The sequence below is a fragment of the Sporolituus thermophilus DSM 23256 genome (assembly GCF_900102435.1).
GTDB classification, from domain to species: Bacteria; Bacillota; Negativicutes; order Sporomusales; family Thermosinaceae; genus Thermosinus; species Thermosinus thermophilus.
Genome location: NZ_FNBU01000030.1, coordinates 1 through 16,897, shown reverse-complemented (window position 1 = coordinate 16,897; position 16,897 = coordinate 1). Strand labels below are relative to the sequence as shown.

Genomic DNA, 16,897 nt, shown 5'->3' with positions numbered 1-16,897 from the left:
TTCTCCTTAGCGCACGCGGTCAGCGATAATCCGGCCGACCATCTTCTCCGCGATTTCCTTCGCGTCCACTTGGTAATTGCCGGCGGCGATGCGGTCGGCCAGTTCCTTAACTTTATCCTCGCGCACCTCGGGCATATTGCGCAGCGCCTGTAGGATCTGGCTGAACTCCTGGGCCTGGGCCGACAAAACCACTTCGTCCTTCCGCTGGGCCGGGCCGGCGCTCGGCTGTCTGGCACTTTTGCCCACCTTGGCCTGCTCGCCGTAAACCTTGAGGATATTTTGAATTTGGTTGTTGGAGATTATCATTTATTTCACCCCGCTCGGTTTGAGCATTTTAACTGGTAATACTACGCAAAGTTACGCAAAGGATAATGCGCGACAGTTGTCGCGGTGGGTTAATTAAATGCTATTATCATAGTTTGTGGTGCTAAAGTTATTACCATCTATATTTCCGTTGTTACATTACTGCTATAAAGAATATCGACAAAAACGGCGGGGACATTAATCCCCGCCACCGCACGATTATTGCGTTTTTTCTCCGCTTAGCGGCCAATAGCGGCTTTTTCCGCCGGATTGCTACTACTCGCGTTTGAAGATATCCTTGGTGTACATGCGCGACCGCTCCTGGGACGCTTCGGGTGCTTCCTTCCTGGCCGGCGGCAGTTGTTCGAGAAAGTTGCGGCTGCACTTGGCGCACAGGCGCCCTTGCGTAATCGGCTCGCCGCACGTCTCGCACGGATAAGAGACCTCAGCGCCGGCAAAAATACGACCCGCCCGCAGCATCCGCAGGATAACCTTGTGCCTGACACCGGTGGCCTGATGAATTTCCTCGAGCGAAGCTCTTTTCACTTCCCGCAGGTAATCGGCCACTTTCAGCTCGTCCTGCTCCTGTTCGGCATAGCAGGCCGGACAAAGGCCGACCGCGTTTTCCACATACAATTTGCCGCAATCGGGACAGTATTTCAGCGCCATGTCCACCCCACCCGATTTATATAACTTTATATAACCACAAAGAACGCAAAGGGTTACGGGCGCGACGTACGTCGCGCCAAACTAAAGTCTTCGCGTTACTTCGCGTTCTTTGCGTCCTTCGCGGTTTATAGTTTTATATTTTTTATTATACCCCAAAAGACGCCCGCCCGACCACTAGGACGTTCGACTTATTTCCCGGGAAACGGCCAATTTTTTTGTTGCCCTTGCAGGATTATGGCGAACCATAGGTGAATAATCTATTGCTTAACTCTAAGACGAAAGGCAGTCTACTTTGTATATGCTTACCTTGATGCAAGCTCCTGACGTCTACACAAACGATGCGGAAACAGTCCAGAGCGTGATCGCCAACCTGCTCCATCTTATCGAACTGAAGAACGCCAAACTGTTTCTCCACAGTCACCAAGTGGCCAATTACGCTGTCAGCGTCGCCGCGAAAATGCGCCTGCCCCGCGAGGAAATCGAGCGCATCCGCCTGGCGGCCCTGTTGCACGATATCGGGCACCTTACCGTGCCTAACGCCATTTTGGCCAAAATGCCGTATGTGACGACGCGGGAGATGAGTATATATAAAAACCACTGCAACGCCGGCAGCTATATGCTCGAAAACATTGCTGCCTGTCAGGAGCTCATTCCCTATATCCGCTATCACCATGAGCGCTGGGACGGCAAAGGCTACCCGAAGCGGCTCAAGGGCGTAAATATTCCGCTCGGGGCGCGCATCATCGCCATCGTCAACCATTATGACCGCTATATCAATCCGTGCACGCAGAACTGGGTAAAAACCAAGGACGAAGCGGTCCGGGAGCTCTTAAGCCATTCCGGCATGGCCTTCGACCCTGACATCGTCAAAGCCTTTATCGATGCGTTAGGGTAATAGGGAACCACTAAGGACGCAAAGTTACGCTAAGGGTACGAGCGCGACATTCGTCGCGTCGGGTAGCCCTTCGTGTTCTTCGTGTACTACCCTGAAAAGCGTAAAACCGCAAAGGCCGCTAAGACCGCAAAGGGCTACGCGCGCGACAGTTGTCGCGCGGATTAGTTCAAAAACTTACTTTTCATGCTTTGTGGTGCCAATTTATTGGCATGAATATCTTTGCGGTTAAAATAATCAAACGGCGCCGCTGGCCACCGCCAGGCCGAGCACGCGCCTTGCGCCGGCCGCTTTAAGCATACGGGCGCACTCGTCCATGGTCACGCCGGTGGTAAAAATATCGTCGACCAATAGCAGATTTTTCCCCGCAACCACTTCCGGGCGCGTAACGTAAAACGCGCCCTTTATATTTTGCCGCCGCTCGGCCAGCGTCAGCCGCCACTGGGGCGCCGTGGGTCGGCAGCGCGCCAGGACGTCAAGCCAGACCAGGCCTTGGGCGGCCGCCCATTCGCGAAAAATAAGCTCCGTCTGGTTATACCCCCGCTCTTTGCGCCGCTCCGCATCGAGCGGCACCGGCACTACCGCCTGGCAGCCCCGGCCGTATTCGGCCGCGCCGCTTCTCGCCACCAGCCAGGCGAGGTGCCGGGCATAGCGTTCGGCCTGCCGGAACTTCAGGTGGCGGATAATTTTCTGCACGCCCGCCGTGTAGTCGCAGACTGCATAACACGCGTCAAGATACTTTAAGCGGTGCTCGGCCACATTGATTAGCCGCGCCCCGCCCACCGCCGCCAGGCAGGGCTGGCACCACGCGCCGTGCTCTGTTACTTCGGCGCGGCAGACCGGACACTTGGGCGGGTAGATAAGGTCGAGCAGGGCGCGCCGCCAAGCGGTCAGCATAGGCTTTCCCCCCGCAGCCGCTCGGCCAGCAGCGAATAGCGCCGCCGGGTGCGGTCATTGGCCAGGGCCGTATTGAGGGCCGCTTTGGACCCCAGAAGAATAACCCGCTCCTTGGCCCGCGTGACGGCCGTATACAGAAGGTTGCGCTGGAGCATGATGCGGTGGCCGGGCACCAAGGGCAGAATCACGACCGGGTATTCGCTGCCCTGGCTTTTGTGCACGCTCATGGCATAGGCTAGCTGCAGTTCGTCCAGTTCTCCCCGCTCATACATCACCGAGCCCTCGGGGTAGCGGACGATCACCACGCCGTCGTCGATGGCGGCAATAAAGCCGATGTCGCCGTTGAAGACGCCTTTGGTGTAGTTGTTGCGAATCTGCATGACCTTGTCGCCTTCGCGCAACGTCTGGTTGACGCCCTGGATCCAGCCCTTGGCCGGATCAGGCGGGTTGAGCGCCCCCTGCAGCAGCCGGTTAAGGTTTTCCACGCCGCACACCAGGCGGTGCATGGGCGACAGGACCTGCACGTCGCCCAGCGCGTCATAGCCTGCGGCCGGCAGTTCGTCGCGGCACAGGCGGACAATTGCATCGGCCACGGCTTCGTCATTGGCCATTTCCAGAAACTGAAAGTCCGGACTGGTGCGCCAGTCGGGCAGCAGGCCGCGGTTGATCCGGTGGGCATTATGAACGATGATGCTTTCGCCCGCCTGCCGGAAGACTTCCGTCAGCCGCACTACCGGCAATTGTCCGCAGCGGATGGCGTCCTTGAGGACCGAACCGGGACCGACGGCGGGCAGCTGGTCCACGTCGCCGACCAGCACCAGCCGGCAGCCGTCCGGGATGGCCCGCAGCAGGTGGTTCATGAGCACAATGTCCATCATCGACACTTCGTCGACAATGACGACATCGGCGTCGAGCGGGTTGTCCTCGTTGCGGCCAAACTGCGGCGCGCCGTCCTCCCCGCCGCCCGCTTCCAGCAGGCGGTGAACGGTCTGGGCTTCCCGGCCCGTCGTCTCGCTCAGGCGCTTGGCCGCCCGTCCGGTCGGCGCGGCGAGGAGAATTTTCAGCCCCTCGCCTTCCAGCACCGCCAAAATACCTCTGACGGTGGTCGTTTTGCCGGTGCCGGGGCCGCCGGTCAGCACCAGCACGCCGTGGGCCAGGGCGGAAACGAGCGCTTCTTTTTGCGCCGCCGCCAGCTCAAGTCCCGCACTTGCTTCCCAGGCGGCAGCGGCCGCCGCGTAGTCGGCCGCCCGCACCCGTTTGGCCCGGCTCTTCAGGCGCAGCAGACGCTCGGCCACGCGTTTTTCGGCGTAATACAGATACTCGGGATAAATCAGCCGCAGGCCATGGTAGTCCTCGACGCAGAGGCGGTTTTCTTTCAGCAGCCGATCAAGGATCATAGCTACCTCATAGCGGTCGACTTGCAGCAGTTTGGCCGTCTCCTGCACCAACAGCTCCTCGGGCACACAGCAGTGGCCCGCCTGGGCCGTCTGCAGCAGGGCAAAATGAATGCCGGCCGTCAACCGCCCGGGGTGATTGGCGGCAATGCCCAGCGCCATGGCGATATGGTCGGCGGTGCGGAAGCCGATGCCGTCCACTTCCATCGCCAGGCGGTAAGGGTTGTCCCGTAGCACGTCCAACGCCGCCGCGCCGTAATGGGCGTAAATGCGGGCCGCATAGACGCCTGATACGCCGTGCGTTTCCAGAAACAGCATGATTTCCCGCATCTCCGCCTGGGATACGTAGGAGTTGTGGATCATCTCCGCCTTCTTGACGCCGATGCCCTCCACTTCCACTAGGCGGTGCGGGTAGTGCTCGATGATTTCCAGCGTCCGCTCGCCAAAATGCTTAACCAGCCGCGCCGCCATGGCCGGCCCGACGCCTTTGACGGCGCCGGAGCCGAGGAACCGTTCGATCCCCTGCAAAGTCGACGGGGCAATCCGCCGGCAACCGTCAACTTTAAACTGCCGCCCGAACTTGGCATGCTCCACCCACTGACCGGTAAGCTCGACCTGTTCGCCAAGAAGCGGGGCAAACAGCGTGCCGACCGCCGTTATCGCGGCATTTGCGCCGTCGGGGCGCAGCTTAAACACGACAAACCCGGTGTCGGCGCTATGAAAAGTTATATTCTCCACAATTCCTGTCAGCTTTTCCACCTGCGTCTCCTTATCACGGCAAGCAAATATTTGTTTGGATTAATTATTTCGCATTTAGGCGGAAAAAATCCTCTTAGTAACATTAAAACCGCAAAGAACACAAAGAACGCAAAGGGTTACCGGGCGCGACGTACGTCGCGCCAAAAAAATCCTTCGTTCCCTTCGCGTCCTTTGTGCCCTTCATGAGAAATAAATCGTCCACACTTACTCCTTTCCAATTGCCACTTTCCCCCTACCTCATACCTCATACTTCATACCTCATACCTCTTCATAGCAATGACTTTGGCAAGCTCGTGAATGCTCGCGGTCAACTGTTCCAGCTTCCCTTCGATCCGAACCAGCAGATACGCCGCCACCACCATCGGGAAACCGTAATTGGCCGCATAATGCAGCACTTGCTCCACTGTCAACCCTCCCTTGCTGTAAAATTAAAACCGCCAAGTGCGCAAAGTTACGCAAAGGGTTACGGGGCGCGACGTACGTCGCGCCACAAATTTACTTGCTCCCTTTGCGTTCTTCGCGTCCTTTGCGGTTAATCGTTACCCATGGCGCCTACGCCAGCACCACCGCGTCGCGGGTGCTGATCCGCGCTTCCACGGGCTGCATCAGATCGCCGCCGGTGGTAGTAAAAATGTTCTTGGCAATGATTTGCTCCATGACGGCGACCGCCTCAGCCGCGACCAGATCGTCCCTGGGGTCGGCCAGGCTGATGACAACCTCTCTCCCCGTGGCATTGCGGAAAACAAGTTCCAGCGTCTTGGTCATTTCCATCCCCCCTTTCTAGCTTAAGTAACCACGGAAACCGCAAGATAATATGCCTTAAAAATTGACACTCCACCCCCGCGACAATTGTCGCGGACGTAACCCTTTGCGTCCTTTGCGGTCTTCGCGGTTCCTATACTACTTTCCCGCTTACTGATTCACCAACTCACCCTCGTCCACGCGCAGGACGCCGGCCACTTGGTGCTTCTGCAGCCCGGCCAGCGCGAGGCCCACGGCGTGCACGTCGGCGTCGGTGGCGCCGGCCTTGACGTTGCGGAAAGCACGCTGCTTATAGATGGGATTGCCGGCGGCGTTGAGGCCGGTCTGCACCTTGATCACCAGGCGGGAAGCCTGGGGCAGTTTGACCGTTGCCATAGCTCTCACCCCCTTTCACTCCCATACATTCCGGCAGGGCACACTTTTCAACGCGGCCGCCTCAGCCCTCCAGCCGCGCCCTAAGCTGCGCCAGACCCCGCCGGCGCAGGCTATGCACCGCCTGTACCGACACCCCCAGCCGGGTGGCTACGTCGGCTAGCCGCCCCGGCGCGACCACCGTCGCCAGGATGACCTGCTGCTGCCGCTCTGACAAGCAAGCGAGCTCGCGCAGCGCTGCCGCCGCCAACAGTTTGGTTTCCACCGCTGCCGCCACATCGCAGCCGCTGTCCAGCCGCTCCAGGAGATTAGGCGCGTCATCGCCTTCCGCTGCCAGCGGCTGTTCGCCCTGCCAGCGGCGCCGCTCCCGTTTGAACAAATTCCACACCGCGTACTTTACCCGGCTCTCGATATAACCGGCCACCGGCACGCCGCTGGCCGGGTCATACGTCTTGACGGCCCGTACCAGCGCCAGCCACCCTTCCGCCCGGGCCTCCTCGGCCACCGCCCGGATATGGGGCTGATATGCTAGTTTCTTAACCAACCCTTCAAACCGCCGGCACACCTCGGCAAACGCCGCCGCATCGCCCGCCTGGGCCTTTTCTACCAATTTTTCTAATTCCACTGTCCTCACCTTTACGTGAGGAACCGGTTCCTCGTAGATTGGCGCCTGCTCTTACCTTAGCACCAAACATATGTTCGTTGCAAACGCCGAGCTACGCCCGGTCGCCCAGCGAGTCAGCACCGGTCGTCATTTTTTGATAGCAAAATAAAAAACCACAAAGTACGCAAAGTTACGCTAAGGGTTACCGTGCGCGGCATCCGCCGCGCTCAAAAAAATCTTCCGTTCCCTTTGCGTTCTTCGCGTCCTTTGCGGTTAATCGTTACCTTCGCGTCCTCCGCGCCCTTCGCGGTTAAATTCTACCCTTCTTCCTCAGTCGCCGCCAGCCAGGCGTCGTACTTGGCCGCCAGTTCCGCCTGCAGCGCTTCATACTCGGCCGCCAGCGCCCGGCTGTTTTCCGGGTCGGCGTGGCTGGCCGGATCGCTTAGCTGTGCCTCCAGTGCGGCAATCCCGGCTTCCAGGCCGGCTATTTCCGCTTCCAGCCGCTGCAGTAATTTGGCCGCGTCCTGCCGCCGGGGACGGGGCCGTTTTTCTTTTTTCTCCGCCGGCGGTTTGACTTGCGCGGCAGCGGCCTGCCTGGCCGCGAGCGCCTTCTTCTCCCGGTAGTAGCTGTAATTGCCGGCATACTCGGTTAACCTGCCGTCCGCCAGCTCAACCACCCGGTCGGCCACCTTGTCCAGGAAATAGCGGTCGTGCGACACCGCCAAAAACGTGCCCGGATAGGCCAAAATCGCCTCCTCGACCGCCTCTTTGGCCGGTATGTCCAAATGGTTGGTCGGCTCGTCCAAAATGAGGAAATTGGCCCCGGTCAGCATCAATTTGAGCAGCGCCAACCGTGCCTTCTCCCCGCCGCTGAGGTCGCCGACCATTTTATACACGTCGTCACCGCCGAACAAAAATGCCCCCAGATACTGCCGGGCACGCTCCTCGCCCAGGCCAAACTCGTGCATGATCTCGTCCAGCACCCGGTTGTGCAGGGTCAGGTTATCGTGCTCCTGGGAAAAATACCCTATCCGCACGCGGCTGCCCAGTTTCACCCGGCCGGCTACGGGCGAAAGTTCGCCGATCAGCAACTTAAGCAGCGTTGTCTTGCCGGCGCCGTTAGGCCCCACCAGGGCCACCCCCTCGCCCCGCCGGATCAGCAGCGATAACCGTTCGAAAACGACGCTATCGCCATACGCGGCCGTTACGTCGCCAAGTTCGGCCACCCGTTCGGCACACTCGCCCAGTGCCGGCAGCGCAAGTTCCAGCCTGTCTGCCTCCCGCGGCGTCGCCAGCCGTTCAAGCCGCGCCAGCTGTGCCTGCCGTCCCCGGGCCTGTTTGGCTTTCACTCCGGCCCGGTACCGCCGGATAAACGCCTCGGTCTTGGCAATATACGCCTGCTGTTTTTCATAAGAGCGCAGTTCGGCCTCCAGCCGCTCGGCCTTAAGCTCCAGATACCGGCTGTAGTTGCCGGGATAGGCCGTCAGCTGGCCGTCTTCCAGTTCCAAAATGCCGGTCGCCACCCGGTCGAGAAAATAGCGGTCATGGGACACGATCAGCACCGCACCGGGATAGCCGGCCAGAAACTCTTCCAGCCACTCCACCATCGCGATGTCCAAATGGTTGGTCGGCTCGTCAAGCAACAAAAAATCCGGCCGCCGGATAAGCGCCCGGGCTAAACCGATCCGCGTCTTTTGCCCGCCGGAAAAAGTGCCGAGCGGCCGCTCGAGGTCGTCGGCGGTAAATCCCAGCCCGGCCGCCACCCGCCGGATGGCGGCCTCGTACTCATAGCCCCCGCCGCGCTCAAACCGCTCAATAGCCGCGGCATACTCTTTCATCAGCGCTGCCTGGACTACCGCGTCCTCCGCCGCTGCAATTTGCCGTTCCAGCTCCCGCATCCGCACCTGGCAGGCAATGACGTCGGCAAAGGCTTGCGCAAGCTCCGCATATAGCGTCCGTTCACTGCCGGCCGTCTCCTGCTCGACATAACCGACCGTTGCCCCGGCCGGCAGCATGATGCGCCCAGCGTCGGGTTCCTCCTGGCCAATCAGGCAGCGCAGGAGCGTTGTCTTGCCGGCGCCATTGGCCCCAATCAGCCCCACCCGGTCACCCCGGCCCAAATTAAAACATATGTTGCGAAAAACGGTATGAATGCCATAAGCCTTGGTCAGGTTTTCAACTTTCAATATGGTCATTGGTGCCCCTCGTCACAATAGTCATCAAGTATTACTACGGCAATTTCATTCGCCACCCGCTTCAACTCTTTGTCATTGGTAACAAAAGCCTTTGCCCCGCTGGCAATCGCAGTTGCCAGATGAATAGCATCCATCGGTTTTACATTATATGTCGCCCGCAAACAAGCGGCTTGAACAGCAATACGCTCATCCACCGCTTTGTAATTTATGTTAAGTAAGTGCAAAAAGCGCTGACATGTAATGGCCGCTGAATAATTTTCCAATTTATATGGCTGTACCAAACATTCCAAAAAGACCAAAACGGAACTAGTGCAAGCGATTTTGCCAGCATTGATCGCTTGCAGCAGCTCCTGCACAGGTCCTGCATAAGACGGGTGATCCTCAAAAACATAGATAAAACACGCGGTATCTAAAGCTACATGGCTGAATCGTGTCGAAATATATGTCCACAACCGCATTATTCCCTATCCTCTTGGCGCAGCTTGCAAATATATTCCTGTGCGTCCTCTTTCCATAATCCTTTTAGAGCGCCACGCATTGCTTGGGTCGGATCGGTTGGTTTGACTGCCAAAATAATATTACCCTGTTGATCATCGGTGATAATAATGGTATCGCTGCACTTAATCCCATATTTTTTCCGCAATTCATACGGAATAACAATTTGCCCTTTTTTGCCTACTTTAGCGTGCAGCATGTCTTCACCTCCATTTAATCCAGTTTCTTTAAGTATAACATACTCGCGCGGATACAGGAAGCCGGGCTGTTACCGCCGGGAAATTCCAGCGCATAGAGCCCCTGATAGCCGTCCTGCCGGAGTTTATTGACCAGGCCCCGCACGTCGACGACGCCGCTGCCCGGGTGGCTGTGGGCATAACCGTCAGGCCGCGGCACCATGTCTTTCAAATGCACATACCCGATATAGCCGCGCAGCATGGCAAAGGCCTGCCCGGGATCCTGGCCGGCCGCCAGCCAGTTGCCGGTATCGAACGTGACCTTCAGCCACGGCGAGTCAAACAGCGCCACGATGTCGCGGATAAGCCGGGCGTCGCCGCTCTTAGGATTGGGCGCGTTCTCCACCGCCAGAACGATCTGTTTTTCTGCCGCTGCCGCAAGGAGCGCGGCTACCGCTTCCTGCCACCACTTTTCCCCCACGTACTCGGCCGCAAAATCGCCGCTTGCCACATTAATCCTGAGCACATTTGCCCCCAAGGCGTGGGCCACTTCGAGGCTCTGCCGCATATAATCATGCGACTGCCGCACGGCCGCCGGCGTTTCGGCCAGCAGCGCCTCCTGACAGGCATAGGTGGAGCTGAGGTTGTAGGCGGCTAAAAGCTCCTTAATTTCCCGCACTTCTTCCCACAACTCCTGCCAATAGGGGCGGAACTCCACCCCCACACAGCCATATTTTTCCGCCAGTGGCACAAGCTCCATTTGACACATGCCGGAACGCAAATACCGGTCAAAGGTTACCGCACTGATTAACAGCCGCATGGCCCACCTCCTATTGAAATTGGGCGCAACACCGCCCCATTGGCAAAACAGACCCTGCCGAAATTCGCAGAGTCTGCCCATTATTTTCCATTCGCTATCAATAAATGTTTTCCTGCTCCCCAAACATTAAATTTCTAATATTCCTCATTACTTGTTTCAACAACGCGGCAAGCCGCTTCATCACAGATCATGGCGCAAAAGGGACAACGCACGGTATGTTCGCCATGACTGGCAAACATGCCACCACAGCGGCTGCATTTATAGCCCACTTCGGTATTGTCGGGTTGACTTGATTTCATATCCTTCGCCTCCTGTCACTCGCTAGCAGTATCGGCATTTGCCAGGTAAATTATGCATGAACGGGAATGATTAAACCGCGAAGTACGCAAAGTTACACAAAGGGTTAAGGGCGCGACATATGTCGCGCAATGCTTATAATGCCAAAATGTTAGCCATAAAACCCTTCGCGTTCTTTGCGTTCTTTGCGTCCTTTGCGGTTCACATAAAAACCTTGTCAGCCCCGGCAAAATTTGCTACCATATTTTCAGAACATATGTTCGCCAACCTCATACCTCATACCTCATACCTCATACCTCATACCTCATACCTCATGCTACTAAAAGGAGGCTTTGTATGCACCGTTACCCCCCACCCGATGCAATCGCGGCAATCCTGCCGGAATATACTACCTGCGGCGACCGCACCGTCATCTTGACTACCGACGGCGCAGCGCATCCGACCGGCGCCCGGGTCCGCACCGTCCTCGTGCGCCTGGCCCGAAGCCTGGCAGCCGATCTCGCGGCCCTGCGCCACTATAGCGCCCGCACCACCGGGCGCGGTATCATGACGCCCCTGCCGCTCGCGCCCGATCTTGTCCTTCTCCCGATCAAAGTACGCACCCCGCGGGTGGCCAAAGACCCCTGCACCGGCTACCTGAATTTGCAGGCGGTAACTGCCGTCCGGGAAAATAAGACCGGGCCGTTCCCCGCCACGGTAACGCTCCAGGGCGGCGCGTCAGTCCCCGTCCTCTGGACGGCGGCAACCGTCCGCAAACAGCTCCAATACGCCCGTCTGGCCGCTGCCTACTCGCCCCGCGGCACGAGCCTGGCGACGCAGGAAGCGGCGGCAACCTACGCGCCGCAGCTTTTGCCCATCGCCCAAAAACTGGTGGAAGTCATCTGTGACATCCTGCGGCTCAAGGACCATCAGCACTAGTCGCCGGCGCGGGATTTGGGAACGATTACAGTCCGGCAGTCGCTGCGCAGCAGGGCGCAGACGGATACCAGGAAGTCTTGACCGCGCAGCCGGCTCGTCAAATCGAGCACATGGACGACTTTACCCCGGCAAAGCGGCAGCGCTTCGGCGACCGGCCTGGCGCTCGCCGGCAAGGGCAAAACCGTCACGGTCTCGGTCGCGGCCGCCAGCCGCTCGACAATAGGCAATGTGAGATCGGTCGAGCCGCAGTCGACAACCACGGCGTCAACGTCCGTGTCAGCACTTTCGAGCTCACGAATAAGGTAGCGCAGCAGATCTTCAATTTCCTGTTCGGCGTTTTTCACTAAGACCAGGAAGGTCACGCTGGGCGGACGAAAAACTTTAGGCGCCAAATACCAGTCCCACAAGTCTTTCAGGAAGCACCACAGCCCGTACAGCGCCAGGGACAACAAGACCACGCTCGCCGTGTAGGAGAAAAACAAACTATCCTACCCCCTTCGTCGCGGGATAGGATAGTATATTCAGCGGCAAGGCTAAAAGTGCCCGCCCTATTCTTCCAAAATGACGATCTTATGCTTGATCGCGTAAACAAGTGCCTGCGTCCGGTCGGTAACGTTAATTTTGCGGAAGATATTGGTCAGGTGGTTTTTCACCGTCTTTTCGCTTAAGTAAAGTTTCTGGGCGATTTCACTGTTGCTCAGGCCCTGGGCGATGAGCTGCAGCACTTCCAGCTCGCGGTAGGTCAGGCGCTCTTCATTCCGCCGCGCCAGCAACGCGAAAGACTCCTGCTTTTTCCGCTCGTCGCGGCCAGCACCGCCGAGCAATTTCTTCGCGAGCGTGGGGTAGATGAAGGACTCGCCTTCATAAACGGCGCGAATGGCCTTGACGAGCATGCCGGGTTCGACGTCCTTGAGCAGGTAACCCGCCGCGCCGGCTTTAATAACCTCTACGACATAGCTATCATCATCATGAATGGTGAGAACGAGTACCTTCATCTGGGGGTGGCTGTCACGGAGGCGTTTGGTCACATCCATCCCGTTCAGCCGCGGCATATTGATGTCCAGTAGTATGATGTCAGGCGCCAGTTCGGCCGCTTTGCGCAGGGTTTCTTCCCCGTCGCCGGCTTCACCGACAACGGCTATGTCGCTTTCCAGCGCCAGCACGTTTTTGATGCCTTGCCGAAGCAGCGCGTGATCGTCGGCAACTAAGATCTTGATCGCCATATAGGCACCTCCCCCTTGCCAAATTCGGCTATTTTACAATCCTTGCCGTCAGAAAAATAACGACTTCCGTCTCGCTTTTCGTCTTATGTACGCTCGCGAACAGTTTGCCCAGCACCGGCAGGTCGCTGAGCAGCGGGACGCGGTTTTTGCCGCCCGACTCCTCGCTGCTGATCAGACCGCCGATGACCATGGTGTCGCCGTCTTTCATGCGCACATTGGTCGTGGCTTCGCGCGTGGTGACGCGGTAAGCCTTCATTTCCGGCACCAGCGTGGGCGTGCTGACTTCGGTGTGGACGGCGGCGGTAATATAGCCGTCGGCGTTAATGCGCGGCGTGTAGGTCAGTTTAATGCCGGCGTCGATATACTCGATGGTCGTAGTTGTTTTGCCGTTCTCCGTCCGCTCTACCAGGACCGGGATGCGGTCGCCGATGAGGATTTTGGCTTCCTTGCCGTTAATGGTCGTGATCTTCGGCTTGGCCAACAGCTTGGCCTCGCCACTTGTTATCAGGGCGCTCAGCTTGGCCTGGAAGGTAAATTCATAGGGATAGCCGTCGTACGCCTTGCCGAACTTGATGACGCCGGGATACTCCCGCGTCGTGTTCTTCGTCCCGTCGCTGGTGTCAAATTCCGTGTTGGCCGGCAGCCCCGACCACTGCCAGTCGAACCCCAGGTCTTTGGCCGAATTTCGGTTGATGGCCACCACCTGGGCCTCTACCGCTACCTGCTCGCTAGCGACATCCAGCTCGGCCAGGGCCCGGCGCAGCGCCTCGCTTTCCGTCGGCGAACCGCTGAACACCAGGGAGTTGGTGGCCTCGTCCACTTTCAGGCGCTCGTCGGGGATAATGAGCGACAGCGCCTTTTTCACCTCGTCCGCCTTGGCGTAACTCAGCTTAATGATCTGGACCGACCCGAACCTTTTGCTCAGCCGGTCCGCCGAGGCGACGACGATAACATCGCCCGTTTTATAATAGGTGAGCCCCTTCGTTTTGGTCACAAGGTCCAGGGCCGTCTCAAAGGGAATGTTGCGCAATTGAATCGTGATTTTGCCGGTCACCGAGTCGTCGGCGACAATGCTTACCCGCCCTACGCTGGCCAGCGCCGTCAGCACGTCCCGCACCTCGGCGTCGGTGACGTTCATGTTGACCATGGGACTATAGGCCAAGGCCGCCGGCATGGCTATAATGACGCAAAGCAGCATTAGGCAGATTACGCCCCTAATACTCCCCCACTTACCCCTTACCTCATACTTCATACCCCTTACCTCATACCTCATACTTCATACTTCATACCTATTCCTTCCCCACAGCCAGCACCAGTTTGCCGTCCGGTCCCTGCAGCGTGACCGCATCCTCAGCTATTGCCAGCAGTTGGTACGGCCCGACAAATTCATCCACCTGATACGACCGGCTCTCGCCGCCATAGCGGATAATCGCCGCTTTGGCGCTACCGCCGGTCACCACCCCGGTCAGCACCGGCCGGGCCGCCTGGCCCTTACCTGCTTGTTTCGCCTCCGGCGTCTCCGGCGCAGGCGTGCCGGTTGGCTGAGCAGCGCTTGCCGGCTGTTGGGTCGCGGACAGGGCAAAGGGATCGCGCAAGGCAACTCCAGTCTGATAGCCCTTGGGCATAACCGGCTTGATCGTAACGCTTCCCGCCGCCGGTTTCCCCGGGGGCGGCGGTGCCTCCGCCGGCTGCGACGTTTTGACATAATATGCGGCACCCGCAACAATGGCGCCAATGGCCAAAAGCGCCGCCAGCCGCCGCTTGGTTATGAATTGGGCAAGAAAGGCACCCAAATCCATGTTTTGCCTCCAGCTACCAATATTCAAACAGGAAATAATGTCAACTAATGTTTCGACACGACATAAATAAATCCTGTCGGAAGCCGACAGGATCACATTAAATCTTAACTTTTTTGGCGCCGTCGACAGGGCACCAGTCCGCTAGCTGCCGCTTTAAACCCCTAAGGGAATAGTCAAGAGTAATAAGCTGCTGATAACAGTCGATAAATTCCTCCCACTCTGCGGCGCTGAAATCCTCGCGCCTGCATTTGCGGGCCGCAAAAAACGCCATTTTTACCGCTACCTTTTGCGCCTCTTGCAGATCGCCCAGAAAGCGCAAAATTACTTCAAGCTTGCGCAAGCCATCTCCTCCCACTCTATGTATCTTTTTGTAAAGATTTCAATAATTTTACATCTTAAATTATACATGGCTTAATGCGCCAGGTCAATAACTGTCAGTTATCGATCTGGCGCTAATTTTACTTGTAGTTAACAGGATTTTATGGAATAATGAGTAAAATATGGATGGGTGATAGCATGACATTCGGCGAACAAATCAGACTTGCCCGCGAAAAACTGCAGCTCAGCCAGGAAGATGCGTCCACGGCAATTGAGAAAAAATACGGCGTAAGGCTGTCGGCATCGTACCTGAGCATGATCGAAAGCGGCGTCCGCACCAATATTACCGTCAATTTACTCAACGCCCTGCTGGACTTTTTTAACCTCCCCGTCGAGGCTGCCGCAAGCCTATTCTGTAAACCTATTACCGACAAGCATCCCCAGGAAGCCAAAATCATGGAGACGTGGGAGCGTTACCACGCCCGGCCGCCGCTGCGTCGGCCGGAAGACCTGGCCCGCCTGCCCGACCACGCCAAATGGTGCCTGGCCGAGTTTCAAGAATACTTAATAACTAAATATATCCAAAAAAATTAAAGCTTCTCACCCTGCGAAAAAGGGCGAGACGCTTTAATTTTTTACGCCTGATTCAGATACCGTATCTGCGCTTCGCTCAGCTCATCAATGCTGATGCCCATGGCCTTAAGCTTCAGAGTCGCCACCCGCCGGTCAAGCTCATACGGCATATTGTACACCTTATTCGTCAAATTGCCATGGTTTTCGGCGATATACAGCACCGCCAGGGCCTGCATGGCAAACGACAGATCCATGACCTCGGTAGGATGGCCGTCGCCGGCCGCCAGGTTTACCAGCCGGCCTTCGGCCAAAAGATAGAGCTTGCGCCCGTCGGCCAGGGCGAACTCTTCGATGTTCTTGCGCACTACTTTGCGGGACACGGCAAGCTCGGCCAGGTCTTTTTTATTGATTTCGACGTCGAAATGGCCGGCATTCGCTAAAATGGCGCCGTTTTTCATCACCGCGAAATGCTCGCGGCGGATGACGTCGATGCAGCCGGTTAGCGTGACGAAAATGTCGCCGTAGCGGGCGGCTTCTTCCATCGGCATCACCCGGAAGCCGTCGAAGGCGGCCTCGATGGCCTTGATGGGGTCGACCTCGGTGACAATGACATTGGCCCCCAGCCCTTTGGCCCGCATCGCCACCCCTTTGCCGCACCAGCCATAGCCGGCAATGACCACGGTTTTGCCGACCACGGTCAAATTGGTGGTCCGCATGATGCCGTCCCACGTCGACTGGCCGGTCCCGTAGCGGTTATCAAACAAGTACTTGCAGTAGGCGTCATTGACGGCCACCATGGGGAACTTGAGCTTGCCCGCCGCCTCGAGCGCCCGCAGGCGCAGCACGCCGGTGGTCGTTTCCTCGCAGCCGCCGAGGATATTGACAGCTACATCGGCCCGCTCGCCGTGGAGCAGCGCCACCAGGTCGCCGCCGTCGTCGATGATGATGTCCGGCCGGGTGTCGAGCGCCTTGTGCAGGAAATGGTCATATTCTTCCTGGGTGCTGTTATACCAGGCGAAGACCGTGACCCCCCGCTCGACCAAAGCGGCGGCCACATCGTCCTGGGTGGACAGCGGGTTGCTGCCGGTCATAGTCACTTCGGCGCCGGCGTTTTTCAGCACCAAACCAAGATAAGCCGTCTTGGCCTCCAGGTGCATCGTCACGACCACCTTTTTCCCCGCCAGCGGCTTGGTCCGGGACAATTCCTCATTGAGCACATTGAGCACCGGCATGTGCTCCTTCACCCAGTCAATCTTGTCATGCCCCCCCGGGGCGAGCTTAATATCACGAATGATTGAATCCATTATACTTACCACCCTTGCGCTATAATTTGAAACCGCAAAGGTCGCAAAGAACGCCAAGGGCTACGGCCGCGACATTTGTCGCGGCATATTACCAAAGCGCGACAACGTCGCGCTCATCGTAACCCTT

22 protein-coding genes are annotated in these 16,897 nt (G+C 57.8%); 3 read left to right on the top strand and 19 right to left on the bottom strand.

What is annotated here, in order from left to right; translation table 11 throughout:
* Nucleotides 1–6: 6 nt before the first annotated feature.
* Both flgM and BLQ99_RS13520 read right to left on the bottom strand, forming a co-directional pair.
* Nucleotides 7–306: a flagellar biosynthesis anti-sigma factor FlgM gene (gene flgM, locus BLQ99_RS13525; protein ID WP_093691866.1), complete on the bottom strand. Its 300-nt coding sequence runs from the start codon at nucleotides 304–306 to the stop codon at nucleotides 7–9.
* 273 nt (nucleotides 307–579) lie between these two features.
* Nucleotides 580–972 carry a flagellar protein gene (locus BLQ99_RS13520; protein WP_093691864.1) on the bottom strand — a complete coding sequence of 131 codons (393 nt, stop codon included), beginning with the start codon at nucleotides 970–972 and terminating at the stop codon, nucleotides 580–582.
* A 298-nt stretch (nucleotides 973–1,270) separates the two neighbouring features.
* Between BLQ99_RS13520 and BLQ99_RS13515 the strand changes: the two genes are divergently transcribed.
* On the top strand, nucleotides 1,271–1,867 hold the full coding sequence (locus BLQ99_RS13515; protein WP_245690502.1) for an HD-GYP domain-containing protein: 597 nt from the start codon (nucleotides 1,271–1,273) through the stop codon (nucleotides 1,865–1,867).
* 234 nt (nucleotides 1,868–2,101) lie between these two features.
* Here BLQ99_RS13515 and BLQ99_RS13510 read toward each other — a convergent pair whose 3' ends face one another.
* The 11 genes from BLQ99_RS13510 to BLQ99_RS14980 all read right to left on the bottom strand — a co-directional run bounded on the left by BLQ99_RS13510 (nucleotide 2,102) and on the right by BLQ99_RS14980 (nucleotide 10,637).
* On the bottom strand, nucleotides 2,102–2,761 hold the full coding sequence (locus tag BLQ99_RS13510) for a ComF family protein (RefSeq protein WP_093691860.1): 660 nt from the start codon (nucleotides 2,759–2,761) through the stop codon (nucleotides 2,102–2,104).
* Entirely contained in the window at nucleotides 2,755–4,914 is a 2,160-nt protein-coding gene (gene recD2, locus BLQ99_RS13505) for an SF1B family DNA helicase RecD2 (RefSeq protein WP_093691858.1), read from the bottom strand. The genes BLQ99_RS13510 and recD2 overlap by 7 nt, the downstream gene beginning before the upstream one ends.
* A gap of 251 nt (nucleotides 4,915–5,165) precedes the next feature.
* Entirely contained in the window at nucleotides 5,166–5,318 is a 153-nt protein-coding gene (locus BLQ99_RS13500) for a YvrJ family protein (RefSeq protein WP_093691856.1), read from the bottom strand.
* A gap of 148 nt (nucleotides 5,319–5,466) precedes the next feature.
* Complete coding sequence (locus BLQ99_RS13495) at nucleotides 5,467–5,679, bottom strand: DUF2922 domain-containing protein (protein ID WP_093691854.1); 213 nt, start codon at nucleotides 5,677–5,679, stop codon at nucleotides 5,467–5,469.
* 147 nt (nucleotides 5,680–5,826) lie between these two features.
* Entirely contained in the window at nucleotides 5,827–6,051 is a 225-nt protein-coding gene (locus BLQ99_RS13490; RefSeq protein WP_093691852.1) for a DUF1659 domain-containing protein, read from the bottom strand.
* Nucleotides 6,052–6,112: 61 nt separating this feature from the next.
* Entirely contained in the window at nucleotides 6,113–6,673 is a 561-nt protein-coding gene (locus tag BLQ99_RS13485) for a sigma-70 family RNA polymerase sigma factor (RefSeq protein WP_093691850.1), read from the bottom strand.
* Between the two features lie 296 nt (nucleotides 6,674–6,969).
* Complete coding sequence (locus BLQ99_RS13480; protein ID WP_093691849.1) at nucleotides 6,970–8,847, bottom strand: ABC-F family ATP-binding cassette domain-containing protein; 1,878 nt, start codon at nucleotides 8,845–8,847, stop codon at nucleotides 6,970–6,972.
* Nucleotides 8,844–9,305 carry a type II toxin-antitoxin system VapC family toxin gene (locus BLQ99_RS13475; RefSeq protein WP_093691847.1) on the bottom strand — a complete coding sequence of 154 codons (462 nt, stop codon included), beginning with the start codon at nucleotides 9,303–9,305 and terminating at the stop codon, nucleotides 8,844–8,846. Before BLQ99_RS13475 ends, BLQ99_RS13480 begins: the two co-directional genes overlap by 4 nt.
* Complete coding sequence (locus tag BLQ99_RS13470; protein WP_093691845.1) at nucleotides 9,305–9,541, bottom strand: AbrB/MazE/SpoVT family DNA-binding domain-containing protein; 237 nt, start codon at nucleotides 9,539–9,541, stop codon at nucleotides 9,305–9,307. Before BLQ99_RS13470 ends, BLQ99_RS13475 begins: the two co-directional genes overlap by 1 nt.
* A gap of 14 nt (nucleotides 9,542–9,555) precedes the next feature.
* Nucleotides 9,556–10,338 carry a sugar phosphate isomerase/epimerase family protein gene (locus tag BLQ99_RS13465; RefSeq protein ID WP_171904694.1) on the bottom strand — a complete coding sequence of 261 codons (783 nt, stop codon included), beginning with the start codon at nucleotides 10,336–10,338 and terminating at the stop codon, nucleotides 9,556–9,558.
* A 134-nt stretch (nucleotides 10,339–10,472) separates the two neighbouring features.
* Nucleotides 10,473–10,637, bottom strand: a complete 165-nt coding sequence (locus BLQ99_RS14980) for a hypothetical protein (RefSeq protein WP_171904693.1) — start codon at nucleotides 10,635–10,637, stop codon at nucleotides 10,473–10,475.
* A gap of 334 nt (nucleotides 10,638–10,971) precedes the next feature.
* Here BLQ99_RS14980 and BLQ99_RS13460 point away from each other — a divergent pair, with 334 nt between their 5' ends.
* Complete coding sequence (locus BLQ99_RS13460; RefSeq protein ID WP_093691841.1) at nucleotides 10,972–11,553, top strand: hypothetical protein; 582 nt, start codon at nucleotides 10,972–10,974, stop codon at nucleotides 11,551–11,553.
* Here BLQ99_RS13460 and BLQ99_RS13455 read toward each other — a convergent pair.
* The 5 genes from BLQ99_RS13455 to BLQ99_RS13435 all read right to left on the bottom strand — a co-directional run bounded on the left by BLQ99_RS13455 (nucleotide 11,550) and on the right by BLQ99_RS13435 (nucleotide 14,915).
* Nucleotides 11,550–12,035 carry a glycosyltransferase family protein gene (locus BLQ99_RS13455; protein ID WP_093691839.1) on the bottom strand — a complete coding sequence of 162 codons (486 nt, stop codon included), beginning with the start codon at nucleotides 12,033–12,035 and terminating at the stop codon, nucleotides 11,550–11,552. The two genes, BLQ99_RS13460 and BLQ99_RS13455, sit on opposite strands and share 4 nt — an antisense overlap.
* A gap of 66 nt (nucleotides 12,036–12,101) precedes the next feature.
* Entirely contained in the window at nucleotides 12,102–12,776 is a 675-nt protein-coding gene (locus BLQ99_RS13450) for a response regulator (protein WP_093691837.1), read from the bottom strand.
* Nucleotides 12,777–12,804: 28 nt separating this feature from the next.
* A complete protein-coding gene (locus tag BLQ99_RS13445) occupies nucleotides 12,805–14,028 on the bottom strand; it encodes a secretin N-terminal domain-containing protein (protein WP_245690500.1) in 1,224 nt (407 codons plus the stop codon).
* Nucleotides 14,029–14,065: 37 nt separating this feature from the next.
* Nucleotides 14,066–14,575, bottom strand: a complete 510-nt coding sequence (locus tag BLQ99_RS13440; RefSeq protein ID WP_093691833.1) for a hypothetical protein — start codon at nucleotides 14,573–14,575, stop codon at nucleotides 14,066–14,068.
* 97 nt (nucleotides 14,576–14,672) lie between these two features.
* Complete coding sequence (locus BLQ99_RS13435) at nucleotides 14,673–14,915, bottom strand: hypothetical protein (protein ID WP_093691831.1); 243 nt, start codon at nucleotides 14,913–14,915, stop codon at nucleotides 14,673–14,675.
* 149 nt (nucleotides 14,916–15,064) lie between these two features.
* Here BLQ99_RS13435 and BLQ99_RS13430 point away from each other — a divergent pair, with 149 nt between their 5' ends.
* Nucleotides 15,065–15,487 (top strand): helix-turn-helix domain-containing protein, encoded by a 423-nt coding sequence (locus BLQ99_RS13430; protein ID WP_093691829.1) that lies wholly within the window; start codon nucleotides 15,065–15,067, stop codon nucleotides 15,485–15,487.
* 41 nt (nucleotides 15,488–15,528) lie between these two features.
* Here BLQ99_RS13430 and BLQ99_RS13425 read toward each other — a convergent pair whose 3' ends face one another.
* A complete protein-coding gene (locus BLQ99_RS13425) occupies nucleotides 15,529–16,770 on the bottom strand; it encodes an adenosylhomocysteinase (RefSeq protein ID WP_093691827.1) in 1,242 nt (413 codons plus the stop codon).
* Nucleotides 16,771–16,897 lie beyond the last annotated feature (127 nt).